This window comes from Streptococcus sp. 151470009-6 (assembly GCF_053628175.1).
The window spans coordinates 1-26391 of record NZ_JBSEZF010000006.1 but is presented as its reverse complement, the minus strand read 5'-3'; the positions used below and the strand labels follow the sequence as shown (position 1 = coordinate 26391).

Genomic DNA, 26391 nt, shown 5'->3' with positions numbered 1-26391 from the left:
GCACGGAGCTCCTTTTTTTATGACTTATTTCTGTTTTTCTTTGTGGCGCTCATAGGCCTTCATCTGGCGTTGGATCTCTTTTCGAATCGCAGCTTCTGGGGCATAATGCTCATCCCAGTCATCTGGTTTTAAAATTTTATGTGTAACTGGATCAAAATGAGCTTTTCCATCAGGGAACACTTTCCCCATATTCGCCTCGTGAACAATATCAAAGATACGTTCCGGATCTACTCCCATCAAGACAAAGCTACCATAGGTAAAGTAGAGAGTATCGATCAAGGCATCAACTTGCCCAATCAAATCTTTTTGGGCCGGTGTCTTTTTCACCACTTTCTCTGCAGCCTTATCAATCGCCTCGTGCATACTTGCAAGCGACTGCTGGAATTCTTCCTCTGAAGAACTTGCTGCACGAACAAACTCTACTAATTCTTCAATTTTAAAGTCTGCACGGTGGGTTGCTCCTTCAACATCCCAGGCCCGTGGTTCTTCTTGGGTTCGTTCATCCATCATGTGGTGGAAGGTTTTGACTTTATTGAAGTGGTAGTCCCGACTAACAAATACCTTTTCTGCTGCTAAAACACCAAAATGTTCGAGTGCCTTGTGGATACCATCTTGTTGGTTACTTGCAGTGATGTGTTTGGCAACCTCTTTGACGCTGTTACTGCCATTTCCCATAGCCACAGACATGCCGACACCCGCCAACATTTCCAGGTCATTGTCTGAATCTCCGAAGGCCATGACTTGGTTGAGGTCGAAACCATATTCTTTCCCAATTAGGCGAATGCCTTCTAATTTTGAATTCCCTTGGTTGATGATATCTGCTGCGAAAGGATTGCTTCGAGTCAATTTCAAATCTTCAAAATCACTGGCAGCTTTCTCAGATTCTTCTGGAGTCATCAGCATTAACACTTGATAGATTGGCTCATTTATCAAACGAAGCAGGTCATCTTCCTTTTGAGGGACTGCCTTGCTAACCATTCGATTAAAGGAACGGCTAACGGTTCTTGTTAAGACAGTCGGGATAAAACGGCTCACCAGCTGTGAAAAGGATCCAAGACCAAAGGACATAATTTTAGAGCCAACTACTGCATGCTCCGTTCCAAGAGCGATTTCTTTACGCTCCTTTTTAGCATAAGCAATCAGTTGGCGTAGACTTGACTTAGCAATCGGACTAGCAAAGAGCACCTTTTCTTTATTAAAGATGTATTGGCCGTTGTAGGTCACTGCAAAATCCAAGTCCAAGTCTTCCATCAATTCCTTGACAAAGAAAGGTCCCCGTCCTGTCGCCACTCCAACAAGCACCCCTTGTTCTTTCACGATCCGAATTGCGTCCTTAGTGGATTTCAAAACACTCTTACGATCGTTGACTAGCGTTCCATCGATATCAAAAAAAACAGCTTTGACTTCCATCCTATCCCATTCTCCCCTTTTGTGTTACAATGATTATACCACATTTCAGAAAGAGTGAGTAATTCATGCCTAAGAAAATCCTTGTTTTACATACAGGTGGGACTATTTCCATGCAAGCAGACGCTTCTGGCGCAGTTGTGACCAGCCAGGACAATCCCATGAACCATGTCACCAATCCTCTTAAAGGGATAGAGGTCCAGGCCATAGACTTTTTTAACCTACCGAGCCCCCATATCAAACCCAAACACATGCTAGCCCTCTACCATAAGATTAAAGAGGAAGCAGACAACTACGATGGGGTTGTGATTACACATGGGACAGACACTTTGGAAGAAACAGCCTACTTCCTTGATACCATGAAAATCCCCAACATGCCCATCGTTCTAACAGGAGCTATGCGTAGTTCCAACGAACTCGGTAGCGATGGCGTTTATAACTACCTGAGCGCTTTACGAGTCGCCAGCGATGACAAGTCAGCTGACAAGGGTGTCCTGGTCGTTATGAACGATGAAATCCACGCAGCTAAGTACGTCACAAAAACCCATACCACCAACGTAGGGACCTTTCAAACCCCAACACATGGACCACTTGGCCTCATCATGAAGCAAGAAATCCTCTACTTCAAAACGGCTGAACCTCGTGTCCGTTTTAATCTCGAGCATATTCAAGGTCTGGTGCCTATCATCTCCGCTTATGCAGGTATGACCGATGAATTGATTGACATGCTTGATTTAGAGCACCTAGATGGTCTAGTCATTCAAGCTTTTGGAGCTGGAAATGTTCCCAAAGAAACAGCCCAAAAATTAGAAACTCTCCTCCAAAAAGAAATTCCAGTTGCCTTGGTTTCACGTTGCTTTAACGGGATTGCCGAGCCCGTCTACGCCTACCAAGGGGGGGGAGTGCAGTTGCAAGAGTCTGGCGTTCTCTTTGTCAAAGAACTCAACGCTCAAAAAGCTCGCCTCAAATTATTGATTGCCATCAACGCAGGACTAAAAGGACAAGCATTGAAAGACTATATGGAAGGCTAAACCTCTTCTCTAGAAAGCAAAATCAGGAAATCTTCACGATTCCCTGATTTTTTTATTTGCGTTTTCGTGTAGAACGGCGTTCTGTCAAACCATGAGGTAGGAGAACTTCGCGCTCTTCCAATTCTTCCTTATGCATAATCTTAGTCAACATACGCATGCTGATAGCCCCCAAATCATAAAGCGGTTGGGCAACTGTCGTCAAGTTTGGACGGGTGTATCGTGCAATTTGAGAGTCATCCGTCGTAATGATTTCAAACTCTTCTGGCACTGAAACACCATGATCTGATAAACCATTTAGCACACCTGCTGCCAATTCGTCACCAGTCACAACTGCAGCTGTAGCTTGTGATGAAACCAACCGTTCTGCCAAGGCATAACCATCGTTATAGCTATATTTTGATTCAAAAACCAAGCCCTCGCTATAAGGGATTCCTGCTTTTTTCAAAGCTTCCTTATAACCAATCAAACGAACCTTGCCATTGATATCATCGACAAGCGGGCCACTCACAAAGGCAATTTTCTCATTTTCTTTAAGAAGATAGCTCACTGCGTCAATCGTGGCTTGTTTGTAGTCAATATTCACACTTGGAAGTTGGTGTTCTACATCCACCGTACCTGCAAGAACAACCGGCGTCCGTGAACGAGAGAATTCTGAACGAATCTTTTCAGTCAAGTGATAGCCCATAAAAATAATCCCATCGACTTGTTTTGAAAAGAGCGTGTTAACCACTGAAACTTCCTTTTCATCATCCTCATCACTATTTGCTAGGACAATGTTATACTTGTACATTTCAGCAATGTCATCAATCCCCTTAGCAAGTGTTGAGAAATAACCATTGGTAATGTTAGGAATCACAACTCCGACTGTCGTTGTTTTCTTACTAGCCAAACCACGAGCGACCGCATTTGGACGATAGTCCAAGCGTTCAATCACTTCGAGGACTTTTTTTCGAGTGTTCTCTTTAACATTCTTGTTGCCATTAACGACACGGCTAACTGTTGCCATTGAAACCCCTGCTTCACGGGCAACGTCATAAATCGTTACTGTATCATCTGTGTTCATTCCGTTTCCTTTCTATATTGAAAATTTCGCTTTCACGCATCTGCTTACTCCATTTTATCACTTATTGTAAACACTTTCAAGTATTTTTTAGAGAAACTTTGAAAAAATTTCACAGTCTATTCTCATTTTGAAAAAACAAGCAGGATTCCTTGATTTTTCAGCTTTTTTACTGTATGATAAGAAAAATAAAAGGAGGAAGGAAACATGGCTTTTACAAATACACAGAGACGTTCCGCCAGTTTTGGTGTTGTGACCAGTCTACCCGACGATGTTATTGACTCTTTATGGTTCATTATCGATCATTTTTTGAAAAATGTCTTTGAATTAGAAGAAGAACTCGAATTTCAGATTCTCAACAACGAGGGGACCATTACCTTCCATTTCTCTAGTCAAAACCTTCCGACTAGCATCGATTTTGATTTCAATCATCCTTTCGATCCCCTTTACCCTCCTAGGGTCCTTGTTTTAGACACGGACGGTAAAGAAACCATCCTCCTTCCAGAAGAAAATGACCTATTTTAAAAACTCTAGCTTCTTGGCGTAAACTGCTGAGGAACTAGAGTTTTCTTTTTCTAATAAATGGAGCGACTAACAACTAGACCATTGGGTTTTGTGTACTCTAAATCAAGGTAATCCTGGTAAGTCCCCGGTACAATGAAACCTTGGGGACTTAATATATCCGTCCCAGCTTTTCCCACGATTGAGTCTGCCAGCAAGACACAATTGGTACTGAGAACAAAGTAGGTCTTAAACTCAGATGAGCTAAATTTATAGAGGACCGCATCCGCTTCTTGCTTCAGTTGGTAGGAGTAGGCATGCTTGACCTCACCTTCTCTTCTTTTCATCAACTGAGAGCTCGGCTCCCAAGGAATTAACAAATCTTCTATTTCTTCTAAACGAGCTTGGATAGCAGCTTTCTGTTGTTCTGTCAAACTCAGACCATAAGCAAACAAGGTCTTCTGACTTTCTCTCTTACAGAGCTCGATGTATTTTTCCCGATTGGCTTTAAACAAGACACCATCTCCAACCATGCCGAATAAACGCTCCGAGTGAGGATCATACGAGCCATAGGAAATAACCATCCCTTGATAGCAAATATCCACATGCCCCATAGCAAGGAAGAAAGATGTTTCTGAGGTATGAATAAAAATTTCTAGATCAACCGTCTGGTCGTTTTTTCTTTCTGAATGAACTTCACCTTCCTGGCTTTCATGATTTGACAGCCACTCATTCAGTTTACGCAAGGTGCTGATAGGGATCAGAGCCGTCACAAAAATCGGCAAGGTCATTCGCATTCGCCGTTTTAGCTTGGGATTGTTTTCTATCCTTTCAAAAAAGAAACCGTCCCAGAGGCTACTGGCTCCTAGCATGAGCAAGTAAAACCCAAGCAAGAGCAATTCAAAATTCGCTGCATCGTGAAAAGGAGAGATGCTATAAAGCCCGAATCCTATCATCCATACAGCATCGAAGAAATGATGAAGCCGAGGATGAATGGCATTTTTTCGATAGAGAAACCAAGTCACAAGACTAATGACGCCCGTAAACAGCTGGTAACTCGCAATGATAAACACCAGGAGGTAGAGGGTCAGGTCTTGTAAAATGATAGAATCAAATAAGAGAGCAGCAACCACCAGCTTGGCCAAGGTTACAAAGATGTTTTCCCTACGCTGTTTATCCTGTAACCAACGAGTCAACAAGTGCCAAACTGCTGACAAGGAAAAGTAAGTCATCAGCAACTGATAACCTATCCTTGGAATCACCTGTCCGAAATAAATCAAGAGAAAGCCTAAAACAATAGCAAGTAGCCCCTCCCCTATACTCTTCCACTTGCTATAGCTATCGGAAAGTTTAGGCATCTCCTTGCTCCAACTGGTCAACCAAGCAACGAATTGATTGTTTTAAGTTCGGATGGATAAAATGGGGAGCTATTTCTTGCAGAGACTCAAGGACAAAGAGGCGTTCTGCTACATAAGGGTGAGGCAAGATGAGGTCGTCTGTATAAATGACTTGGTCCTCCACGAAGAGCAAGTCCAAATCAATCAAACGTGGTCCCCAATGCACTTCTCGAACCCGTCCCATCTCTGCCTCAATGCTTAACAAGTTCTCTAACAAGACTGGTGCTGGTAGCCAGGTTTCTACTTCAATCACCTGATTGGCAAAAGTATCTTGCTCCACACCACCCCAAGGTTCCGTCGTTAAGACACTGGACTCTTTGAGAATATGGATGCCGCGAGCTCGCAGTTTATCGATAGCTTGTTCCAAGTTCGCCTGCTTATCGCCCATATTGCTTCCTAGAGCGATAAAGGCACGTTGCTTACAGCGATGAATGGTCACTGAGCAAGTATCCAGCGGCAAGTGCACTGGTGCCCAAGGTTTTTTGAGTTCCAGTTCAATTTCTTGGACCAGAGGATAGGTCTCAAAGGTACGCTCTACTAGTTTGTAGGCTACCGTTTCAATCAAGTCCTCAGTGGTTTCCTGAAACCAAGTCGTCCACTGCTGACACAGTTCTCCGTAATGGACAGATGCTGTTAAATCCAAGTCTGTCGCCGCCTTAGTCATATCATAGGATAAGCTTGCGGAAATAACAAACTTCTGCCCCAATTCTTTCTCACTTGAAAAAAGACCATGATAGGCAAAAATTTCCAAATCTTTAATCTGCAGTTGATCCATAACTAGCCCTTTCTAGAAAAATCCGCATGAAGCGGATTCTTTTTATAGTCCCATTAAACGATAAGCCTGGTCTCGGAGGTCCTTATCTGTTTCAAATAGACCACGAGCTACTGTCGTCAAGGTTGCCGTGCCTGGCTTTCTGACACCACGCATGCTCATACACATATGCTCGGCCTCAATGACAACAAAGGCTCCTTTAGCACCCAGATAGTCCATCAAGGCATCGGCCACCTCAATATTCAAACGTTCTTGAATTTGTGGTTTTTTAGAATAAACTTCAACCGTACGGGCTAGCTTAGACAAGCCTGCCACCCGACCATCTGGAATATAGGCAATGTGCGCTCTCCCATAAAAAGGCAAGAAGTGGTGCTCACACATAGTGTGGAAAAAGATATCCTTTTCTACCACCATATTATCATCAATAATCTCAAAGGATTTTGACAGGTGTTCCTCAGCAGTTTGGCCCAGACCTGAAAAAATCTCTTGGTACATACGGGCTACACGAGCAGGTGTTTCCTGCAAGCCCTCGCGGTTAGCGTCCTCACCAACAGCCTCGATAATCATTTTTACAGCCGTTTCAATCTTTTGTGTATTCATTCTCGTTCTTCCTCTCCATCAGATAGGCTCTCACTTGGCTCAAGAAATACAAGGAACCTGTGACAATCCTAACTGTTTGTTTCTCTTCATTTTTATCTGTCAATTTCTGCTCTAGATAATCCTGCCAACTTTGGTAATTGAGATTTCTAGACTTGGCTGTCTCTTTCAGCACGCTTTCATCCGTCGCCCGACTATCATCAAAATGTGTAAGGGTAAGCTCGGTATCTGGCATTTCCCCTAGCAAGTCCAGCATATCATCCAAGGCCTTGGTTTTGATGCAGGTAAAGAGGATTTCCTTATGATAATCCGCAAAGCGTTCTTGCAAGGTTGCTAATAAAGCCTTGATAGCATGGGGATTATGTGCCCCATCCAAAAGCAGCAAGGGCTTTTTAGACACGACCTCCAAACGCCCTGGCCATCTGGTCTCTTTCAAAGCTTGAGCAAGCAAGTGATTGCTTGCTAGTTCTCGACCATCTTCTTTACAAAAAGCATCAAGTAAAGCTATGGCCATCCCAGCATTCTCTATCTGGTGCAAGCCAAGCAAGCCAGTCTGGAAGCGACCTTGTCTGAGAGAACTAGTATAGTCAAAGACTTCACCCGTTACCACACTCTCTTGATGACTAACTTGATAATCTGTCCCGTAGGCAAGTCTCGGTGCATCTTTCCCTTCCGCAATGCGGTCAATCACAGCCAAAGCTTCTGGAGCAATACGACCTGTCACCAAGGGAATACCTTGTTTGATAATACCAGCTTTCTGCTCTGCTATAGCTTCCAAGGTGTCACCAAGTAGGGCTACATGGTCCAATCCAATAGTCGTAATTCCTGTCAAAATAGGCTGACAGACATTGGTACTATCTAAAAGTCCACCCATGCCGACTTCCATGATGGCCATATCTACTTGCTCTGAAGCAAAGTAGTCATAGGCTATGGCTGTGATAATCTCAAATTCGGTCGTTCCTTGTAAAGCAAGGCCCTTCTCCCCCTCAAGCAAAGACTGATAGTCTGCCATGAGGGCTTCTAGTCTAGCCTCTGGGATAGATTCCCCATTGATGCTAATCTGGTCTGTGTAATGAATGAGATAGGGCGAGCTGAAAACACCAACTCTCAGCCCCATCTTTTCTAGCATATTTTTCAAAAAAGTAATGGTCGAACCCTTGCCATTGGTCCCTCCGATATGGATGATCTTGAGTTTGAGATGGGGATTACCACGCAAAGCTAACAGTTCCACCATTCGTTCCAAGCCAAAATGCGGTTGGTCCGTCCGGTAGTTAGCAATCCACTGATTGTTTTCGATTTCTTTCATCTTATTTATATTGTTTTAAATCTAGATTTTCCGCTTCATCAGCCAGACGAATAGCGGAGGCAATTTCAACTGCTATCCTGTGACTAGCTACGTCATGCACGCGCACCACTTCTACACCCTGTCTTGCAGCAATACTAGTTACATGAGCCGAAGCCGTATCTCGATTGCGGAAACCAAGTTCTGTCTCAGGGTTGACTTCAAAACCATTTTCTTCAAGGATATTGATGACAAATCGCTTGCGCGACACTCCAAGAAAGATTGGATACCCCTTCTGATGTAGTTTATCCAAGTCCCGTAAAAGAAGCAGATTTTCTTTCTTGGTCAGACCAAAGCCGATTCCTGGATCCAACAGGATATTTTCTTGTGCAATTCCAGCTTCCTCTGCTCTCGCTAGTGCTCGTTCAAAGAAAGTCTCCATCAACTCTTCGATTGGCAATTTTTCAAAGTCAGCTAACTCTTCCTCAGTAAAAGCTTGTCCAAAACCAAAATGAGGAAATATAAGCGAGCTAGGGTGCTGAGGTCGCGCCATGACTGGATTAAACATGATGACAACTTTCGCTCTCGCTTCAGCTACCACATGGGCCATTTTTTCATCACCCATGAGACCAGTGATATCATTGACTAGATTGGCACCAGCAGCCAAAGCAGCCTCTGCCACTTGACTTTTCCAAGTATCAATGGAGATAAGGACATCACTTTCCTTGCGAATCGCTTTAATCACTGGAACAACACGCTGGATTTCCTCTTCTATCTCAACATAGCTGCTTCTTCCCGGCCGAGTCGATTCTCCGCCGATATCTAGCATGCTGGCTCCTTCTGCTATCAATTTACGAGCCTGCTGGAGTGCTTGCTCAAGAGCAAAAAATTGACCACCGTCCGAAAAGGAGTCTGGGGTTACATTGATAATTCCGCAAATAGCTGTCTTTGCATGATTGGCTTTACTTGACATATCGGTCACTCCCTCAAGGCTTTTCACCATATTATTTCTCTATTTTACCATAAAAAGAAAAAGATGGACACGATTGCATTCATCTTTTTCCCAGTAGAAACAAGTAAGCAATTGTCAAAAATCTTAAACAGAGATCCCTAATGTCCGACTCAAAATCACCACGAGAGCCAACAAACAGAAAGCAACCCCATTCACAATCATGTGAAGTAAGATAGACATTTCCAAACGTTGGGTCTTGTAAGCTGTCCAAGACAGAACTGTTGACATACCTCCATAAATCAATAAAGAAGGTAAATTACTTGGTTGATGCAATAAAGCAAACACAATCGTACCAACCACAAATCCCAAGTTCTCCTTGCCTCGGAAGATTTTTTTAGGAATAATCCCACGACACAAAATTTCCTCACAAATCGGCGCAATCAAGACTAGCATGAAAAAAGTGGCAATCAAGGAACTATTTTCAACCAGACTGTTAATAGTTGATTGATTGCTCGTTGTCGTCTCATTCGTCATGCGAAGCAAAGCTGCACCAAACAAATTGTTAGCAAAAATCACTAGGTAACTCAACACCAAGCGAGCCAAGTCTTTGGCCTTAAAAAAGGACAGATTAAAAGTAGCAAGTTGTGTTTTTCGAGCACCTAAAATAAAGACAGTCAAAATAACAATGGATAGAGCACCGACTAAGAGCCCTGATTGTAAAAGGGGAAATTGATTAGAAGCTAACCAAAAAGATAGCCCTAAAGGAACTTGCGCTAGAATTAAAGCCACTAAAAGAATGAGGACCCACATTCCTCTGTTCAAAACCTCTTGCCAGATTGTCTTTTCTTTCATCTTGTACCTCCTTATAATAAAAAGGGGAAATTCCCCTTTTTCTATTATACCATTTACAGTGCCATACTGATATAGTTAAGGATAAACAAGGCATCCAAAATCCAAATCATCACGTGCACATCCTTGGCTTGACCTTTGACAAGTTTTGTCAAGGTGTATGTCAAGAAACCAACTGCGATTCCTTGAGTGATTGAGTAGCTGAATCCCATAAAGATAGATGTGAAGAAGGCAGGAACAGCCTCAGCCATATCATCCCAAGGAATATTTTTAAGATTAGACAGCATCATAATTCCGACGATAATCAAAATTGGTGCTGTTGCTGCTGAAGGAACAATAGCAAGAAGTGGGCTAAAGAAGCTAGATAGGGCGAAACAGATCGCAACCACTAGGGCTGTCAAACCTGTACGTCCACCAGCACCAATACCTGCTGCTGACTCAATATAAGTTGTTACGTTTGAAGTACCTGCAATGGCACCTACCGAAGTTGCTACCAAATCAGAGTATAGAGCCTTGTCCAATTTAGCGGACTCATGATTTTCTCCACTTGTCGCAACGATACCAACTTTTTCACCAGTACCGATAAGAGTACCGATTGTATCAAAAATATCCGTTAGTGAGAAGGCAAGAATAGCCATCAAGGTTTCTGGTAAACGCGAAGTGTTTGAAATCAAAGATCCTAAACCTTCTGAACCAAGACCTGCACCAAACAAAGTTCCTAAATCATTAATCGCTGATGAAAGATTGTTGCTAGCAAAGTCAATCCCTGACAAATTCACAACACCAACAGCAATAGCAAGGACAGTCGTTGTTAAAATAGAAAGAATGATTCCACCTTTGATGCCTTTAACAACAAAGAAGATGGTAATAGCCAGACCTGCAAGAGCCACCAATACTGCTGGAGTATTGAAGTCTACCAAGCCTGGAACGGCTGCTGAATTTGCTGTAAGTGCAGCTTGAGCCTTGTCTGCTCCTTCGCCTGCTACCGTATAAGTACCTGGATCGATTGAGAATTTCAAGAGACCGGCATTCTTAATCCCAACATAGGCAAGGAAAACACCAATACCAGCCGAAATAGCTGAACGAAGTGTTGTAGGAATAGATTCGATGATCATTTTACGAACATTTGTCAAGGTAATAATCAGTGAAATAATTCCACAGATGAAGACCATACCAAGAGCTTCTTTCCAAGTATAGCCCATTCCAAATACAACTGTAAAGGTGAAGAAGGCATTTAGTCCCATACCTGGTGCTTGTGCGTACGGCAAATTAGCATAGAAAGCCATCATCAAAGTACCAACTACAGAACCGATAATCGTTGCCAAGAACACACCTTGAACAGGCATACCCGTTTGGGAAAGCATTTGAGGGTTTACAAAGAGAATATAACTCATTGCAAAGAATGTTGTTAAACCAGCAAGCACCTCTGTACGGACATCTGTCCCGTGCTCTTTTAGTTTAAATAGTTTGTCCATCTTTAATCTCCTTTTGTTTTTTACGAACAATATCAGTATTATATCATTTATCATTCACCTTTTCAATATGTTTGTTTGAATTATTTAACAAAATGGAATTTTCATTTTTTGTTTTGAGTCTGTTTTTCTTCTTTCTTTTTGATATAATAGTAAACATCTTATCTGGAATCTACTAGGAAGGTTTATATGACTAAAAAAATTATTGCAGTCGATTTGGACGGAACCTTGCTCAATGGTGAAAGCAAGCTCTCCGATTTTACCAAAAAGACAATCAAAAAAATTACTGAAAAGGGGCACCATGTTGTCATCACGACAGGCCGTCCTTACCGCATGGCGAAAAACTTCTACCGTGAATTAGAGTTGCATACTCCCATGATTAACTTTAATGGTTCCCTCACTCATCTACCCGGACAGACTTGGGCGCATGAAAAGTGCTTGACCTTGGACAAAAAATACCTCTTGGACATGGTCCAACGCAAAGAGGATATCCAAGCTGACTTTATTGCTGGAGAATACCGTAAGAAATTCTACATCACAGCTCCTAATGAAGAAATCGCAGATCCAAAATTATTTGGTGTGGAAAATTTCCAACCCGAAAATCAATTCAAGCCTGAACTGGTGACCAAGGACCCAAACTGCATCCTCTTGCAAACAAGAGCTGAGGACAAATACGCTCTAGCAGACGAGATGAATCGTTTTTATCAACACCAACTATCCATCAATACTTGGGGAGGCCCCCTCAACATCCTCGAGTGTACTCCCAAAGGGGTAAACAAGGCCTTTGCCCTCGAATATTTGCTCAATGTGATGAATCGTGACAAAAAAGACTTAATTGCCTTTGGTGATGAGCAAAACGATAGAGAAATGCTGGCTTTCGCAGGCAAGGGATATGCCATGAAAAATGCCAATCCGGACTTGCTTCCCTATGCAGATGAACAACTCCCACTAACCAATGAAGAGGATGGTGTTGCCCACGCCTTACAAGATTTATTCCTATAAAAAGGAAAGGTTGCTGTTCTGCAACCTTTCCTTTTGTTTTCATTCAGTTTTCATAACTAAGGCTTATTTTCAGTATTTTTATATTAAATTTTCTAGCTTTATTTTCATACATTTTTTAAAAAGCTTATTATATTAACATTTTGTAGGGGTGTTTTTATTAAAAACTTTCCTGTTTTTAGAAAAAGTAGTTGATTTTTATATGAAAACGGTTTATACTTAATTAGGCTTAAAGTTTTCTTAAACACACAGTCAAACATTTTAAAGGAGGAATGACAATAATGAGTATCGGAATCATTATTGCGAGCCACGGCGAATTTGCTGCGGGTATTCATCAGTCCGGATCCATGATTTTTGGTGAACAAGAGAAGGTTCAAGTTGTAACCTTTATGCCAAATGAAGGTCCAGATGATTTATACGCTAAGCTCAATAACGCTGTTGCTGCATTTGACGCAGAAGATGAGGTTCTAGTATTGGCTGACCTTTGGAGTGGATCTCCATTCAACCAAGCTAGTCGCGTAATGGGAGAAAATCCAGAACGTAAATTTGCCATCATCACTGGACTAAACTTGCCGATGTTGATCCAAGCCTACACAGAGCGCCTTATGGACGCGAATGCAGGTGTGGAAAAAGTCGCTGCGAATATCATTAAAGAAGCCAAAGATGGCATCAAAGCTCTTCCAGAAGAGCTTAACCCAGTTGAGGAAGTTGCAACTGCTGCAGCTGCTCCTACCGCACAAGCTGCGATTCCAGAAGGAACTGTTATCGGTGACGGTAAACTGAAAATCAACCTTGCTCGTCTAGACACTCGTCTACTTCACGGTCAGGTTGCGACTGCTTGGACTCCAGATTCAAAAGCAAACCGTATCATCGTTGCTTCAGACAATGTTGCTAACGACGACTTGCGTAAAGAATTGATTAAACAAGCAGCTCCAAACGGAGTAAAAGCCAACGTCGTACCAATCCAAAAATTGATCGACGTTGCAAAAGACCCACGTTTCGGCGAAACTCATGCCCTTATCTTGTTTGAAACTCCACAAGATGCACTTCGTGCTATCGAAGGCGGTGTACCAATCAAGACTCTTAACGTTGGATCAATGGCTCACTCAACTGGTAAAACAATGGTCAACAACGTATTGTCAATGGACAAAGACGACGTTGCTACATTTGAAAAAATGCGTGACCTTGGTGTTGAATTTGACGTACGTAAAGTACCAAACGACACGAAAAAAGATTTGTTTGACTTGATTAGCAAAGCTAACGTTCAATAATTTACATTAAATAGAAAAGGAATAAAACCATGTCAGATATTTCAATCATTTCTGCTATCTTGGTTGTAGTTGTTGCCTTCTTCGCAGGTCTTGAAGGTATCCTCGACCAATTCCAATTCCATCAACCAATCGTTGCATGTACCCTCATCGGTCTTGTAACTGGTAACCTCGAAGCAGGGGTTATGCTTGGTGGATCACTTCAAATGATTGCCCTTGGTTGGGCTAACATCGGAGCTGCCGTAGCTCCTGACGCTGCTCTTGCCTCTGTTGCAGCTGCAATCATCATGATTAAGGGTGGTAACTTTACTACTGAAGGTATCGCAGTCGCAACTGCAACTGCAATCCCTCTTGCCGTAGCTGGACTTTTCTTGACTATGATCGTTCGTACAATCTCAGTTGGTTTGGTTCACACTGCAGACGCTGCTGCTAAAGAAGGAAATATTGCAGCTGTTGAACGCGCTCACTACTTTGCTCTTGTTCTTCAAGGTCTACGTATTGCAATCCCTGCTGCCTTCCTTATCGCTATCCCTGCTTCTGCTGTTCAAGATGCTCTTAAATTGATGCCAGACTGGTTGAACGGTGGTATGGCTGTCGGTGGTGCTATGGTCGTTGCCGTTGGTTACGCTTTGGTTATCAACATGATGGCTACTCGTGAAGTATGGCCATTCTTTGCTATCGGTTTTGCTCTTGCAGCAATTTCTCAATTAACTTTGATTGCCCTTGGTGTAATCGGTGTTGCCCTTGCCTTCATCTACCTCAACCTTTCTAAACAAGGTGGAAACGGTGGCGGAGGAGCTGCAACTTCTAACGACCCAATTGGTGATATCTTAGAAGACTACTAGAAAGGGGAACAATCATGGCTGAAAAAATTCAATTATCAAAATCAGATCGCCAAAAAGTTTGGTGGCGTTCACAATTCCTTCAAGGTTCTTGGAACTACGAACGTATGCAAAACTTGGGTTGGGCTTACTCTTTGATCCCAGCTATCAAGAAACTTTACACTAAAAAAGAAGACCAAGCTGCTGCTCTTGAGCGCCACCTTGAGTTCTTCAACACTCACCCATACGTAGCTGCTCCAATCATGGGGGTTACTCTTGCACTTGAAGAAGAACGCGCTAACGGTACTGAAATCGATGACGCTGCTATCCAAGGTGTTAAGATCGGTATGATGGGACCTCTTGCTGGTATCGGTGACCCAGTCTTCTGGTTTACAGTACGTCCTATCCTTGGTGCCCTTGGTGCATCACTTGCTGCAACTGGTAACATCGTTGGACCACTTCTCTTCTTCTTTGGATGGAATGCAATCCGTATGTCTTTCCTATGGTATACACAAGAGTTTGGTTACAAGGCTGGATCTGAAATCACTAAAGACATGTCTGGTGGTATCTTGAAAGACATCACTAAGGGAGCATCTATCCTTGGTATGTTCATCCTTGCCGTTCTTGTACAACGTTGGGTATCCATCAACTTCACTATCAACCTTCCAGGCAAACAATTGTCAGAAGGTGCCTACATCAACTTCCCAGAAGGTGCTGTTACTGGTGGAGAATTGAAGGGTATTCTTGGTCAAGCGCTTAGTGGTATGAGCCTAGATAGCGTTCAACCACAAACGCTTCAAGGTCAGTTGGACTCATTGATTCCAGGATTGATGGGACTTCTCCTTACTTTCCTTTGCATGTGGTTGCTTAAGAAAAAAGTATCTCCAATCACAATCATCCTTGCCCTCTTTGCAGTTGGTATCGCAGCTCGTTTCTTCGGTATCATGTAATCCAAGCAATTGAAGATGTAGATAAAAAAGAATCAGGACTAAACCTGATTCTTTTTGTGTATCAACTTTTTCTCCTAGTCAGATAATGCAAGCCCCCAATCACCACTGCTAGGACAGCTACATAGACGACTTGAGTGGTTTCTAAAGGGATAAAAGCTCCTTGCAGGATAAAGGTATTGACAAGCACACCTACTAGGGCTGCAAGGCTCAAAAACGTGAGCAAGAGTAACTTGTATCGATTAAAAGGCAGGCTGACCTTGGCAACTAGACACAGACCATTAATCAGGGCAAGGAGGAAGCAAATAAATTTGACCTGACCTGGGACAGTGATAAAGAAATTGGTCAAAAGAACACTAGCAACCAGAATGCCACCACCAATCGCAGCATTGGTCAAAATATCTCGCATAAAATGTGTGCTGACCTTTTCTTTATTGGACTCAAAAGTTAGGAAGAAAGATGGAATCCCAATCGTAATGGCTGAAATGATTGTAAACTGAATGGGGATAAAGGCAAATTCCAATCCAAATATCACACTCAAAATCGCAAACACGATGGAGAAGAAGGTCTTTGTTAGAAAGAGAGAGGCGACCTTTTGGATGTTATTGATGACACGGCGACCTTCCATCAAGATATCATAAAATACTGCAAAGTCATCTGTGAGAAAAACAATATTGGAGACGCTTTTTGCTGCACTGGTGGCTCCATTCATAGCAAAACTAATATCTGCTTTTTTGAGAGCTAGGACATCGTTGACTCCATCACCGCTCATGGCAACTGTTTTACCAGCATTTTGCAAAATAGATACCATCTTTTCTTTCTGCTCAGGTGTCACGCGCCCAAAGATATCGTGGTCCAAGACCACTCTTTCAAAGTCCTCATCACTAACCTTGGTCATATCAATCGCACGGGCTGATTCTTTAAATCCTGCCTTACGAGCCACCCCATATACAGCCACATGATTATCCCCACTGATAATCTTCACTTCAACACCTTGAGATTCGAAATAGTCAAAGGTTTCCTGGGTATTGTCCTTAATCTCATCTGACAAAACGACGTGGCCTAATAGTTCCATATCGGCTGGACTTGTAATCTGGTCCTTGCTATGAGCAAGCGATAAGATTCGAAAACCTTGCTGTTTTAGATGTTCATAGTAAGAATCCATCGCTTGGGTAAAACCGAGAAACTCATAAGCACCGAAAAAGTAGGTTCCACCGTCTTTAACTTGGACAAAGGAATACTTGTTTTTACTTGAAAAGGCACCAACTTCTTGAACTTCCCATTTTTTCTCACAGGTTAAGTAAGTCTTCAGAGCCCGCGACGTCGCATTTTCATCCTCAAAATAAGCTAGATAAGAAGATAGCTTCTCTGCTAAATTAACATCCATTTCTTGGACCTTCATATTACCAGTCGTGATGGTTCCTGTCTTATCAAAACAAAGAACATCTACACGCGCCAAGGTCTCCACACAGTATAGTTCCTGCACCAGAACCTTCTTTTTAGCCAGCTTCATGGCCGCTACCGCCAGAGATACACTGACCAGGAGAATCAATCCCTCTGGAATCATGCCGACCAAGGCGCCTGAACTTCCCAAGACAATCTCAACATAAGACCGTCCTAGACTAAAACCTCTTACATAGAGCAGAATGGCAACTGGCACCAGCAGGATAGAGACGATTTTTAAAATCTTATCCATATAATCGCGCAGTTGAGAAGGGTATTTTTTGAATTCCTTGCTGGATTTTGCAAGTTTGTTGATATAACTATCGGGACCCACAGCTGTAGCAAGGACCAGACAAGTACCGCTGACAACATTGCTTCCGCTCATCAGCTTGTCACCAACTGTTTTAAAGACCGAATCACTCTCACCCGTCAGCAAGGACTCATCTACTTCAATATTCCCTTCCAACACTTCTGCATCTACAGGTACCTGATCTCCCAGATTGAGATGCAGATACTCGCCCAGTACGATGTCCTCTGGATCAATCTCAATCGTTTGACCATCTCGGTTGACCCTATACTTACTTTTACCAAGCAAACTTAGCTTTTCCAAAGCATTTTTTGAACGCACTTCTTGGAAAATCCCGATAGCTGTATTGATAGCAATCACGCCCAAAAACAGCATATTCTCAAATCGCAAGGTTGTGGCTACCAGAACTGCCAGAGCCAAGTTCATAGCATTAAAGAAGGTAAAGATATTTGAAACGACGATTTCCTTGGTTGTTTTATAAGGTTTAATGTCACTGATGTTTCGTTGACGATCCTTGATGTCTTGGCTGCTTAAATACTTCATTTCTACTCCGATATCCTTTTGTACTACTATAGTAACACATATCTTTTTCTCTGTCACTTAAAGACTCAAAATAAGGAGAACTCACTTGGCAAGCATCATCTATCGCCACTTCAAGAAGGACTTAAAAAAGAAGCTAGGATTCCCCTAACCTCTTTTCTTTAGACTTTATTCTGCTAAGGCTCCCATTGGATCCCATGGTGCAAGTACGATTGGTTCTGCTTCATAGGCAGCTTGTTCTTCTGCCGTCAGCAATTCCTTACGGACAACGATTTGGTAAGTGTATTCATCCATCCAAGCATCTGAGGCGACGAAGTAACCATCTGTGCCGACCTTGTCTCCCCATGAGTTTTCAACTTTCCACTTGGTTGACTTGCCATTTTCATCCAAATCAACACCCGTCAAGACCATGGCGTGGGTCATCAAACTTTCGCTGTAGTCCAAACGTCCAGCCTTGTCTTGAGTGAGTTGAATATCCATGCTTGATTCAAAGTCATAAACATCTGTCGCAAGGATTCCAGCTTTGCGGTTGCTGAGTTGGCCGACATCTGAACCAAACCAAACAGTCTCACCTGTTTGCATTTGGGCAATCGCCAATTCTTTCAAACGCTCCATAGGAACGTTGATATAGCGAACCGCACGGCTACCAACCACATTTCCTAACATCTCAACTGTGTAAGATTTGCCGTAAGGTTTGTCAGCAGTTGGAGCATTGATAACAGAAACATAATCTTCTAGAGGAAGATTGACATATTTCTTGTAAAATTCTTGTGGTGTAATGCCCTTTTCGCTTTGGTAATTATTGTCCTTATCGCGATAAGCAAAGTCAAACTGACGCGGTGGAAGCCCCAAAGACATGGCAAGGAAGTTAAAGATTTCTTGCAAAAGCTCTTCTTTCTTGGCTTGAACAGTCGCTTGATCTGCACCAGAAGCTAACAAATCACGCAAGATTTGAGCATCTTGGCGAAGCAATTTGTTGAGGATGGCATTGAGCTCACGACTGCTGCTAGAAGAAACTGACTCAGGGTAAACTGACTTAGGAACGACACCGTATTTCTCAAATAGGGCAACAACCATATCCCATTGACCACCATCTTGTTGAGGGGTTTGGAGTAGGAAGCTAACCTTGCGGCTCGTCAAGTCTTGGTCTGCAGTCGCAATGACTTGCTCCAAGAACCAGTTAGATTTTTCATACTTGTCCCAGAAGAATGTGTGGGCTTGTGACAACTCAAAGTTTTCCAGTTTGTATTGAGAGATGAGTTTGTGGCGGAAGGTATTGAGAGCTGCAAACATCCAGCAACGACCAGACGCTTTCTGGTTAGTAACCTTGTCCTTGGTCAAATCCAATGAGAAAACAGGTGTATTGTCTACATGGCTTTGGCGACGTTCTAGGGCTGCAAAAATTCCGTTATGGCTGGCAGCATTTTCAATCGCTTGGTATTTGACATTTGCTTCATAGTTGGCAAATAGTTTATCAGTAAATGATTCTTGAATCGCGTTCATAGATTCCTCCTTTTATTCTACTGTCTATTATAACTCTTTTCACAAAGGAAGCAACCGAAAAACTTAAAAAGGCAAGGACATTCTCCTCACCTTTTCTAACATAATCCAAACTAAGCAATACTAGCAAGGAGATTCTCTAACTCCTCCTTGGTCAAGCGACGCCATTCTCCTCGTTTCAAATTCTCATCCAAAACTAGAGTACCCATAGTCAAACGTTGCAAGTCCACGACTTCCTTCCCGCAGTAGGCTACCATGCGTTTGACCTGATGAAACTTCCCCTCCGCAATGGTCACACGAACCAGACTTTGATTCTTTTCTGGATCTACCGACACAATCTCCAGCTTAGCTGGCTGGCAGGTGAAATCCCTGAGCGGAATGCCCTTGGCAAATGTATCCACATCTTCTTGGGTCATAATCCCCTCGACTTGAGCCAAATAGGTCTTATCCACATGACGTTTGGGTGAAAGCAACGCATGGGCCAGCTGACCATCATTAGTCAAGAGCAGGAGTCCATGCGTATCGATATCCAAGCGCCCCACTGGAAAGACTTCCTTGGCGCGAGCATAGTCATCTAACAAGTCTAAAACAGTTCTATGCTTGGGATCTTCAGTCGCCGAAATGACTCCTTGGGGCTTGTTCATCATGTAGTAAACAAACTCCTCGTACTCTAGCACTTGACTGTCAAAACGAATTTGGTCTCTTTCTTCGTCAATCTGCAGTTTAGCTGATTTTTCTTTCTTGCCATTGACCGTCACGCGTCCAGCCTTGAGCAAGTTTTTGACCTCCGTCCGACTTCCCACAGCGCAGGCAACTAAAAATTTATCTAATCTCATAAAACTATTATATCATACTCAAAAGGAGGCTGGCCCAAGTGACCAACCTCCTTTTTTCTAATTTTTCAAGAAACTAACTTCCTCGTCTCCAGAAAATAGCTAAGACAATCATAGCTCCTAAAATAGCTGGGATAATGGCCGTTCCTGCTATAATTGGACCCCAAGTTCCAAAGAGCAGGTGCCCCAGAAAGGCACCAATCCAGCCGAGAAACATTTTCCCAAAGCATCCCATGCTTTCTCCGCGATTGGTTAAAGCACCTGCCAAGAGTCCCACTAGGAGACCAACAAACATACTTCCAAGCATAGCTTCTCCTTAAATTGCCCAGTCTCCATTACGGAAGAGGGGTACGCGTGTTCCATCCTCACGGATACCATCGATATCCATTTGATTAGAGCCAATCATAAAGTCCACGTGAACATCTGAACGGTTAAGTCCAGCAGCTTCAAGCTCTTCTTCACTCATCTCTGCACCACCAACAACGCTAGTTGCATATGCTGCACCGATAGCCAAGTGGTTTGACGCATTTTCATCGAAAAGGGTATTAAAGAAGGTAATGCCTGACTGAGAAATTGGACTTGGATCTGGTACCAGGGCACATTCACCCAAGGCACGCGCGCCCGCATTTTCAAAGACAAGGTCTTTCATGACCTGATCACCCTTCTCAGCAGTGATGTCAACGATTTGTCCGTCTTTAAAGGTTACTTTAATCCCTTCGATGATATTTCCGTTATAGCTAAGTGGTTTTGTAGAGGTTACATACCCATCTGCACGACGGAAGTCAGGCGCGGTAAAGACCTCTTCTGTTGGCATATTTGGCAAAAAACCTTCCCCTTGAGCATTAATAGCTCCTGCTGATTCCCAAACGTGGTTCTTAGGCAAACCAAGTGTCAAATCTGTCCCTGGCGCTGTGTAGTGAAGGGCTGAGAATTGTTCTTTATTGAGCATTTGAGCCTTGCTCTTAAGGATAGCAGCGTGTTCTTCCCAAGCCTTAACAGGATCTTCTTCGTAGACACGGCAAGTTTTGAAGATTTGGTCCCAAAGGAGATCGACTGCTTCTTCGTCGCTTGCTGCATTTGGGAAGACTTTCTTAGCCCACTCAAGCCCAGCAGCGGCAGCCACTGTCCAGCTAACCTTGTTGGACTGAGTTGCGATACGCATTGGTTTCATGGCAAGCCCCATAGCTTTGGCAGAAGTTGAAAGCTTATCCGCATCCACTCCGTTCAGGGCACCTGGATCAGAAGAACGGACACCAAGACGGCTAGCCTTGTTCTCCAAGAGATAGTTCATCTCAGCAATCTTGTACTCTGGCACATTGTCCAAACGCTCCATTGGCGCGTGGAGGAATTTCTCACGGTTGATGACATCATCTGTCCACTGAACGATGACCTCATGCGCACCCAAGGCATAAGCTTCTTTGACGATTAAGTGAGCCAACTCACGTTGCTCCACATCGATAGAGAGGGCCAAAGTATGGCCAGGTTGCACGTTGATTCCGTTCGCAACCAACAATTTCGCGTATTTTTCTAGATTTTCTTTAAAATTTGGTAAAACCATTTTATTTTTCCTTTTCTATTGTTATTTCTCTTTAAACAGGGACAACAGGCTAACCGCTGCCACAGTGCCGCAAATCAAAGCGGTCATTTTCAAAATCGTATCAGGGTCAAGATCCAGCTGGTAATCAAATACCTTCTGCGCTGGCTTATCCTGAGCGGAAATGGTAAGTTTCATAAAAATCTCTTTCTATATTTTAGAAAAACTCATCAAATAAACTCAACTGGTTATCCTCTGGCATATTGCCGAGAATACCCATTTCATCCATCTTTTCAACCAAGGTAGATGACAGTCCGCCACGCTTGCGGAGTTCTGTCTTAGAAAGGAATTCGCCCTCTTCACGCGCTCGTACCAACTGCTTAGCAACGTTCTCTCCCAGACCATCCATAGCGACAAATGGTGGAATCAGTGTATCTCCGTCGATGAGGAATTCGGTCGCATCACTACGGTATAGATCTAGCTTGCCAAATTTGAAACCACGTTCCCACATCTCATTGACGATTTCAAGAGTTGTATAGAGGTCAATTTCTACATTGGAGGCTTCGTTGTTCTTCCGTTTTTCAGCGATTTCTGCCATTCTGCGCTTGATAGCATCTAAACCTGCCCCCATGGTCTTGATATCAAAAGCCTTGGCGCGGATAGAGAAGTAAGCGCAGTAATAATAAATGGGATGATGAACCTTGAAGTAGGCCACACGCAAAGCCATCATAACGTAGGCTGCCGCATGGGCTTTAGGGAACATATACTTGATTTTTCCACAAGATTCGATATACCACTCTGGCACCTTATTGGCCTTCATGGCTTCGATATAGCCATTTCGCTCCTCTTCGGAAATCTTCAACCACAAGCCCTTACGTACGCGCTCCATGATGGTAAAGGCCATCTTAGGCTCTAGACCCGCATGCATGAGGTAAACCATAATGTCGTCCCGACAACCGATAACAGTTGATAGGTCCGCAATTCCTTGCTTGATCAAATCCTGAGCATTTCCCAACCACACATCGGTACCATGGGACAGACCAGACAGCTGAAGCAACTCCGCAAAAGTCGTTGGATGCGTCTCATCTACCATCCCACGTACAAAGGTGGTTCCAAATTCTGGAATCCCCAGCATACCCGTCGGCGTTCCGATTTGCTCCGGCGTCACACCTAGCACATCCGTACCAGAAAAGAGGGCCATCACGCCTTCATCATCCATAGGAATTTCATTAGGGTCCATCCCAGACAAGTCCTGCAATTTCCGAATCATAGTTGGATCATCATGACCTAGCACATCAAGTTTGAGGACGTTCTCATCGATATCGTGGAAGTTAAAGTGCGTGGTCTGCCATTCAGCCGTCACGTCATCTGCCGGATACTGGACAGGCGTAAAATCGTAGACGTCCATGTAGTTAGGAATAACAACGATCCCCCCCGGGTGTTGTCCTGTTGTCCGCTTAACACCAGCAGCGCCTTGAGCGAGGCGTTCCACCTCCGCATCACGATAAAACTTCCCATAGTCCCGCTCATAGCCCTTGACAAAGCCATAGGCAGTCTTGGCAGCCACCGTACCAACCGTTCCTGCACGGAAGGCATATTCTTCACCAAAGATATCACGCACATCCAAGTGGGCGCTAGGCTGGTCTTCTCCCGAGAAGTTCAAGTCAATATCGGGAACCTTGTCCCCATCAAAACCAAGGAAGGTCTCGAACGGAATATCCTGTCCATTTTTGCTGAGTTTGTGACCACAGTTTGGACAGTCCTTATTGGGCATATCAAAACCTGAACCGTAAGAACCATCGGTGATAAACTCACTGTACTGACACTGACCACAGACATAGTGAGGAGAGAGAGGATTAACCTCCGTAATCCCAATCATGGTCGCGACGAAACTAGATCCGACAGATCCACGAGACCCAACCAAGTAGCCCCGTTCATTGGAACGTTGCACCAGCATCTGGGAAGCCAGATAAATCACGGCAAAGCCATTCCCCAGAATAGAAGTCAATTCTTTTTCAATCCGCAAATCAACGATATCTGGCAGCGGATTTCCATAAATCTCAAAGGCCTTATTATAAGTTAACTCAGCGACCGTTTCTTCAGCCTTGTCAATGAAAGGAGTGTACAAGTCACCCTTAACCACCTCAACAGGTTCAAAAATTTCTGCTAAGGCATTGGTATTTTCAATAACCAATTTCCGAGCTAGTTCCTCTCCCAAGAAGGCAAATTCATCCAACATCTCATTAGTCGTTCGAAAATGAGCCTTTGGAAGTGGTGCTGATTGGGCATGTTCACCGTGACCGATGGTTCGGTTAATCATCGCCCCCTGACCTAAACTACGGACGATAATTTCACGGTAAATCTCTTCTTCCGGTTCGATATAGTGGACATTTCCCGTAGCTAGAACAGGCTTGCCAAGACGGTCTCCAACCTCTATCAAACTCTTGATAATGGTCTGAAGTTCCTCCATATCCTTGACTTGCTCCTTGGCAATCAAAGGAGCATAGATGGCAGGTGGCATGACCTCAATAAAGTCATAATACTTGGCCACCTCAACCGCTGCATCCACACCTTGGGAAACAACTGCATCAAAAACTTCACCTTCTGAACAGGCTGAACCTAAAATCAAACCTTCCCGGTGGGCATCTAGAACTGTTCTCGGAATCCGTGGAACTCCTTCAAAATACTTGGTATTGGACAAAGAAACCAGCTTAAAGATATTCTTCAGCCCCACCTGATTCTTGACATAAATCGTCGCATGCTTGATTCGAGCTTTTTTATAAGAATCTGGACTGATTAGATCAATATTTAACCTAGCCAAATCCGTCACACCATGTTTGTCTGCTACCTCTTTGATAAAGATGAAAAGCAGGCGACCAGTAGCTTCCGCATCGTAGTTGGCCATGTGGTGGTGTTCCAGAGCCACACCAAAACGCTTAGTCAAAGGGCCCAAACCATGACGTTTATACTCAGGGTAGAGGTTTCTAGCAAACTCTAGCGTGTCGATTACTGGATGGCTAATCTTAGGCAAACCATGACGCTCATAATTAGCATTCATAAAGCCAACGTCAAAGGTGGCATTGTGGGCGACTAGGACCGTATCCTTGCAGAATTCTTGGAATTCTAGTAAAACTTGTTCCAGTGGTTTGGCATTTTTAACATGGTCATCTGTAATCCCAGTCAACTCAGTAGTAAAAGCTGACAAGGGATGGCCAGGATTGATAAATTCATCAAATTCAGCGATGATATTGCCCTTGTACATCTTAGATGCCGCAACCTGAATCAAATCATTATAGATGGCTGAAAGACCTGTCGTTTCCACGTCAAAGACCACGTAGGTTGCTTCAGATAGATTCATCTCAACCTCATTGTAGACAATAGGAACACGATCCTCCACAATATTAGCTTCCATTCCATAGATTAGCTGGATTCCCGCTTTCTTGGCTGCCTTATAGCCATGTGGGAAGGACTGGACATTGCCATGGTCCGTAATTGCTACCGCCTTATGACCCCATTTTGCAGCTGTCGCAACGATTTCTTCGACCTCAGGCAGAGCATCCATAGTCGACATATTTGTATGAGCATGAAACTCAACCCGACGCTCACCTTCTGGCATCAAATCCTTCCGCTCATAGTGAACAACTTCCTGCACATCCTGCACGTTCATGGTTAAATCTCTTGTAAAGTTATTCATCTCTACATTTCCACGAACACGGAGCCAAGAATTCTTTTTGATGAGGTCAAATTTCTGAGCCTCTTCTTCATTCTTGACCCATTTTTGCATTGAGAAGCTCGAACTATAGTCCGTCATCTTAAAGTTAATCAAGACACGGCCTGTTCTGGTCACTTTATGCTCGACATCAAAAACTACCCCCTCAAAGACCAAACGATTTTCCTCAGTCGTCACATCAATCATCTGGGTAACTTCTGCCTTGTCTAACTTTGGCTTGGCCGAAGCCTTTTTAGCCTGAAAATCAAAGGCTGGTTTCTCTTCTACTGGTGGAGGAGCCATTTGTTCCAGTTGCTCCATAGCCCGCAGAGCTTCTTCGTTGGCAGCCTGAACAATCTGTTCATTCTCCACATGAAAGGCTTCCTCCTGCTCTTGTGTAAGGGCATCGTTCTTTTCTATTTGGCATACAAAGGATGGGAAACCAAATCTTTCAAGTTGTTTCGCTAGATTAGGAAGATGATTCTTCTTAAAGTGTTCCTTATCAATCGCCTCGGAACCTTCAATAATGAGCTGATTTCCCTCCGCACGAACTTGCAAATTCTGATAAAGAGATTTAAATCCTTGGCTGGCACACGGACCTTCAGAAAAAGCCTCCTTGTAGTAGGCCTGTAAGAGTTGATTAGAAAATTCTTGAGACAGAGCCTTGATTTCAAAAACAGCTTGATTTCCTGTCTTAGAAAATTCTTCACTCAACCCCTTCTTTAACCCCAGAAAGATTTCAATAGGCAAAATTTTAGAAAATACAAAATGAAATTCCCAAACCCTACTAATTTTATGAATCACGACACGCTCAATGCTTGCATCAATAAGAGCAGGATCCTGTTTTAGTTGTTCAGAGATTCCTAATTGATTCATTAAAATTTCAAACTTACTTGACATTCATTTCCCTCACATTATTCTCTTACTATTTTACCATAATTAAAGAAAATATATAGTCACTACCATTCCTTAAGTACTGCCAGTTTTCATAAAATGATTCCCACAAACAAAAAAGAAGATTCTCAGAATCCCCTTGATAAACAAAAAAAGATACCCTAAAGTATCCTCGTGATTGATCGGGAAGACAGGATTCGAACCTGCGACACCTTGGTCCCAAACCAAGTACTCTACCAAGCTGAGCTACTTCCCGAGTTAAATAGAAAAATGCAC

At 43.3% G+C, this 26391-nt stretch carries 22 protein-coding genes and 1 tRNA gene; 6 read left to right on the top strand and 17 right to left on the bottom strand.

Annotated features, from left to right (window positions below; all coding sequences use genetic code 11):
• Positions 1-24 precede the first annotated feature (24 nt).
• The gene (locus ACUW6H_RS08060) at positions 25-1410 is read right to left on the bottom strand and encodes a Cof-type HAD-IIB family hydrolase (RefSeq protein ID WP_454363922.1); all 1386 of its coding nucleotides are present in this window, start codon (positions 1408-1410) and stop codon (positions 25-27) included.
• A 65-nt stretch (positions 1411-1475) separates the two neighbouring features.
• Here ACUW6H_RS08060 and ACUW6H_RS08055 point away from each other — a divergent pair, with 65 nt between their 5' ends.
• A complete protein-coding gene (locus ACUW6H_RS08055) occupies positions 1476-2438 on the top strand; it encodes an asparaginase (RefSeq protein WP_454363920.1) in 963 nt (320 codons plus the stop codon).
• Between the two features lie 52 nt (positions 2439-2490).
• Here ACUW6H_RS08055 and ccpA read toward each other — a convergent pair whose 3' ends face one another.
• Positions 2491-3501, bottom strand: coding sequence for a catabolite control protein A (gene ccpA, locus ACUW6H_RS08050; protein WP_001090640.1), 1011 nt, complete (start codon positions 3499-3501; stop codon positions 2491-2493).
• 204 nt (positions 3502-3705) lie between these two features.
• Here ccpA and ACUW6H_RS08045 point away from each other — a divergent pair, with 204 nt between their 5' ends.
• Positions 3706-4023 (top strand): DUF960 domain-containing protein, encoded by a 318-nt coding sequence (locus ACUW6H_RS08045; RefSeq protein WP_000886038.1) that lies wholly within the window; start codon positions 3706-3708, stop codon positions 4021-4023.
• Positions 4024-4073: 50 nt separating this feature from the next.
• Here ACUW6H_RS08045 and ACUW6H_RS08040 read toward each other — a convergent pair whose 3' ends face one another.
• From ACUW6H_RS08040 to ACUW6H_RS08010, 7 genes are all read right to left on the bottom strand, one after another.
• Entirely contained in the window at positions 4074-5357 is a 1284-nt protein-coding gene (locus ACUW6H_RS08040) for a DUF308 domain-containing protein (RefSeq protein WP_096405966.1), read from the bottom strand.
• Complete coding sequence (gene folK / locus ACUW6H_RS08035) at positions 5350-6171, bottom strand: 2-amino-4-hydroxy-6-hydroxymethyldihydropteridine diphosphokinase (protein WP_096405965.1); 822 nt, start codon at positions 6169-6171, stop codon at positions 5350-5352. The genes ACUW6H_RS08040 and folK overlap by 8 nt, the downstream gene beginning before the upstream one ends.
• Before the next feature lie 42 nt (positions 6172-6213).
• Positions 6214-6768, bottom strand: coding sequence for a GTP cyclohydrolase I FolE (gene folE, locus ACUW6H_RS08030; protein ID WP_454363917.1), 555 nt, complete (start codon positions 6766-6768; stop codon positions 6214-6216).
• Complete coding sequence (locus ACUW6H_RS08025; RefSeq protein WP_454363915.1) at positions 6749-8071, bottom strand: bifunctional folylpolyglutamate synthase/dihydrofolate synthase; 1323 nt, start codon at positions 8069-8071, stop codon at positions 6749-6751. Before ACUW6H_RS08025 ends, folE begins: the two co-directional genes overlap by 20 nt.
• 1 nt (position 8072) lies before the next feature.
• Entirely contained in the window at positions 8073-9050 is a 978-nt protein-coding gene (folP, locus tag ACUW6H_RS08020; protein ID WP_454363913.1) for a dihydropteroate synthase, read from the bottom strand.
• A 93-nt stretch (positions 9051-9143) separates the two neighbouring features.
• Positions 9144-9851 carry a CPBP family intramembrane glutamic endopeptidase gene (locus ACUW6H_RS08015; protein ID WP_454363911.1) on the bottom strand — a complete coding sequence of 236 codons (708 nt, stop codon included), beginning with the start codon at positions 9849-9851 and terminating at the stop codon, positions 9144-9146.
• A gap of 53 nt (positions 9852-9904) precedes the next feature.
• A complete protein-coding gene (locus ACUW6H_RS08010) occupies positions 9905-11323 on the bottom strand; it encodes an NCS2 family permease (RefSeq protein WP_454363909.1) in 1419 nt (472 codons plus the stop codon).
• A 186-nt stretch (positions 11324-11509) separates the two neighbouring features.
• Here ACUW6H_RS08010 and ACUW6H_RS08005 point away from each other — a divergent pair, with 186 nt between their 5' ends.
• The 4 genes from ACUW6H_RS08005 to ACUW6H_RS07990 all read left to right on the top strand — a co-directional run bounded on the left by ACUW6H_RS08005 (position 11510) and on the right by ACUW6H_RS07990 (position 15358).
• Positions 11510-12322 (top strand): Cof-type HAD-IIB family hydrolase, encoded by an 813-nt coding sequence (locus ACUW6H_RS08005; protein ID WP_096405960.1) that lies wholly within the window; start codon positions 11510-11512, stop codon positions 12320-12322.
• A gap of 278 nt (positions 12323-12600) precedes the next feature.
• On the top strand, positions 12601-13590 hold the full coding sequence (locus ACUW6H_RS08000; RefSeq protein ID WP_454363906.1) for a PTS sugar transporter subunit IIB: 990 nt from the start codon (positions 12601-12603) through the stop codon (positions 13588-13590).
• A gap of 29 nt (positions 13591-13619) precedes the next feature.
• Positions 13620-14432, top strand: a complete 813-nt coding sequence (locus ACUW6H_RS07995; protein ID WP_004250648.1) for a PTS mannose/fructose/sorbose transporter subunit IIC — start codon at positions 13620-13622, stop codon at positions 14430-14432.
• A 14-nt stretch (positions 14433-14446) separates the two neighbouring features.
• A complete protein-coding gene (locus ACUW6H_RS07990) occupies positions 14447-15358 on the top strand; it encodes a PTS system mannose/fructose/sorbose family transporter subunit IID (RefSeq protein ID WP_004250646.1) in 912 nt (303 codons plus the stop codon).
• A gap of 61 nt (positions 15359-15419) precedes the next feature.
• Here the strand turns inward: ACUW6H_RS07990 and ACUW6H_RS07985 are convergent, their stop codons facing one another.
• The 8 genes from ACUW6H_RS07985 to ACUW6H_RS07950 form a co-directional block, all read right to left on the bottom strand.
• Positions 15420-17648: an HAD-IC family P-type ATPase gene (locus ACUW6H_RS07985; protein ID WP_454363904.1), complete on the bottom strand. Its 2229-nt coding sequence runs from the start codon at positions 17646-17648 to the stop codon at positions 15420-15422.
• Positions 17649-17813: 165 nt separating this feature from the next.
• A complete protein-coding gene (pepC, locus tag ACUW6H_RS07980) occupies positions 17814-19148 on the bottom strand; it encodes an aminopeptidase C (protein WP_454363902.1) in 1335 nt (444 codons plus the stop codon).
• Between the two features lie 110 nt (positions 19149-19258).
• Positions 19259-19981 carry a pseudouridine synthase gene (locus ACUW6H_RS07975; protein WP_454363900.1) on the bottom strand — a complete coding sequence of 241 codons (723 nt, stop codon included), beginning with the start codon at positions 19979-19981 and terminating at the stop codon, positions 19259-19261.
• Between the two features lie 73 nt (positions 19982-20054).
• Positions 20055-20285 carry a GlsB/YeaQ/YmgE family stress response membrane protein gene (locus tag ACUW6H_RS07970; RefSeq protein WP_000901575.1) on the bottom strand — a complete coding sequence of 77 codons (231 nt, stop codon included), beginning with the start codon at positions 20283-20285 and terminating at the stop codon, positions 20055-20057.
• A 9-nt stretch (positions 20286-20294) separates the two neighbouring features.
• Positions 20295-21536, bottom strand: a complete 1242-nt coding sequence (locus tag ACUW6H_RS07965) for an aminopeptidase (RefSeq protein WP_454363898.1) — start codon at positions 21534-21536, stop codon at positions 20295-20297.
• 21 nt (positions 21537-21557) lie between these two features.
• The gene (locus ACUW6H_RS07960; RefSeq protein ID WP_000778898.1) at positions 21558-21710 is read right to left on the bottom strand and encodes a hypothetical protein; all 153 of its coding nucleotides are present in this window, start codon (positions 21708-21710) and stop codon (positions 21558-21560) included.
• 19 nt (positions 21711-21729) lie between these two features.
• Entirely contained in the window at positions 21730-26121 is a 4392-nt protein-coding gene (locus ACUW6H_RS07955; RefSeq protein WP_454363896.1) for a PolC-type DNA polymerase III, read from the bottom strand.
• Between the two features lie 176 nt (positions 26122-26297).
• A tRNA-Pro gene (locus ACUW6H_RS07950) sits at positions 26298-26371 on the bottom strand.
• Positions 26372-26391 lie beyond the last annotated feature (20 nt).

Excerpts from the sequence above, each read along its gene's own strand:
- ccpA (WP_001090640.1), bottom strand. The coding sequence starts at position 3,501 with ATGAACACAGATGATACAGTAACGATTTATGACGTTGCCCGTGAAGCA.
- folK (WP_096405965.1), bottom strand. The coding sequence starts at position 6,171 with ATGGATCAACTGCAGATTAAAGATTTGGAAATTTTTGCCTATCATGGT.
- ACUW6H_RS07960 (WP_000778898.1), bottom strand. The coding sequence starts at position 21,710 with ATGAAACTTACCATTTCCGCTCAGGATAAGCCAGCGCAGAAGGTATTT.
- ACUW6H_RS07990 (WP_004250646.1), top strand. The coding sequence starts at position 14,447 with ATGGCTGAAAAAATTCAATTATCAAAATCAGATCGCCAAAAAGTTTGG.
- ACUW6H_RS08040 (WP_096405966.1), bottom strand. The coding sequence starts at position 5,357 with ATGCCTAAACTTTCCGATAGCTATAGCAAGTGGAAGAGTATAGGGGAG.
- ACUW6H_RS08045 (WP_000886038.1), top strand. The coding sequence starts at position 3,706 with ATGGCTTTTACAAATACACAGAGACGTTCCGCCAGTTTTGGTGTTGTG.
- folE (WP_454363917.1), bottom strand. The coding sequence starts at position 6,768 with ATGAATACACAAAAGATTGAAACGGCTGTAAAAATGATTATCGAGGCT.
- ACUW6H_RS08025 (WP_454363915.1), bottom strand. The coding sequence starts at position 8,071 with ATGAAAGAAATCGAAAACAATCAGTGGATTGCTAACTACCGGACGGAC.
- ACUW6H_RS08010 (WP_454363909.1), bottom strand. The coding sequence starts at position 11,323 with ATGGACAAACTATTTAAACTAAAAGAGCACGGGACAGATGTCCGTACA.
- folP (WP_454363913.1), bottom strand. The coding sequence starts at position 9,050 with ATGGTGAAAAGCCTTGAGGGAGTGACCGATATGTCAAGTAAAGCCAAT.
- ACUW6H_RS07985 (WP_454363904.1), bottom strand. The coding sequence starts at position 17,648 with ATGAAGTATTTAAGCAGCCAAGACATCAAGGATCGTCAACGAAACATC.
- ACUW6H_RS08015 (WP_454363911.1), bottom strand. The coding sequence starts at position 9,851 with ATGAAAGAAAAGACAATCTGGCAAGAGGTTTTGAACAGAGGAATGTGG.
- ACUW6H_RS07975 (WP_454363900.1), bottom strand. The coding sequence starts at position 19,981 with ATGAGATTAGATAAATTTTTAGTTGCCTGCGCTGTGGGAAGTCGGACG.
- ACUW6H_RS07965 (WP_454363898.1), bottom strand. The coding sequence starts at position 21,536 with ATGGTTTTACCAAATTTTAAAGAAAATCTAGAAAAATACGCGAAATTG.
- ACUW6H_RS07955 (WP_454363896.1), bottom strand. The coding sequence starts at position 26,121 with ATGTCAAGTAAGTTTGAAATTTTAATGAATCAATTAGGAATCTCTGAA.
- ACUW6H_RS08005 (WP_096405960.1), top strand. The coding sequence starts at position 11,510 with ATGACTAAAAAAATTATTGCAGTCGATTTGGACGGAACCTTGCTCAAT.
- ACUW6H_RS08055 (WP_454363920.1), top strand. The coding sequence starts at position 1,476 with ATGCCTAAGAAAATCCTTGTTTTACATACAGGTGGGACTATTTCCATG.
- ACUW6H_RS08060 (WP_454363922.1), bottom strand. The coding sequence starts at position 1,410 with ATGGAAGTCAAAGCTGTTTTTTTTGATATCGATGGAACGCTAGTCAAC.
- ACUW6H_RS07970 (WP_000901575.1), bottom strand. The coding sequence starts at position 20,285 with ATGCTTGGAAGTATGTTTGTTGGTCTCCTAGTGGGACTCTTGGCAGGT.
- pepC (WP_454363902.1), bottom strand. The coding sequence starts at position 19,148 with ATGAACGCGATTCAAGAATCATTTACTGATAAACTATTTGCCAACTAT.
- ACUW6H_RS08000 (WP_454363906.1), top strand. The coding sequence starts at position 12,601 with ATGAGTATCGGAATCATTATTGCGAGCCACGGCGAATTTGCTGCGGGT.
- ACUW6H_RS07995 (WP_004250648.1), top strand. The coding sequence starts at position 13,620 with ATGTCAGATATTTCAATCATTTCTGCTATCTTGGTTGTAGTTGTTGCC.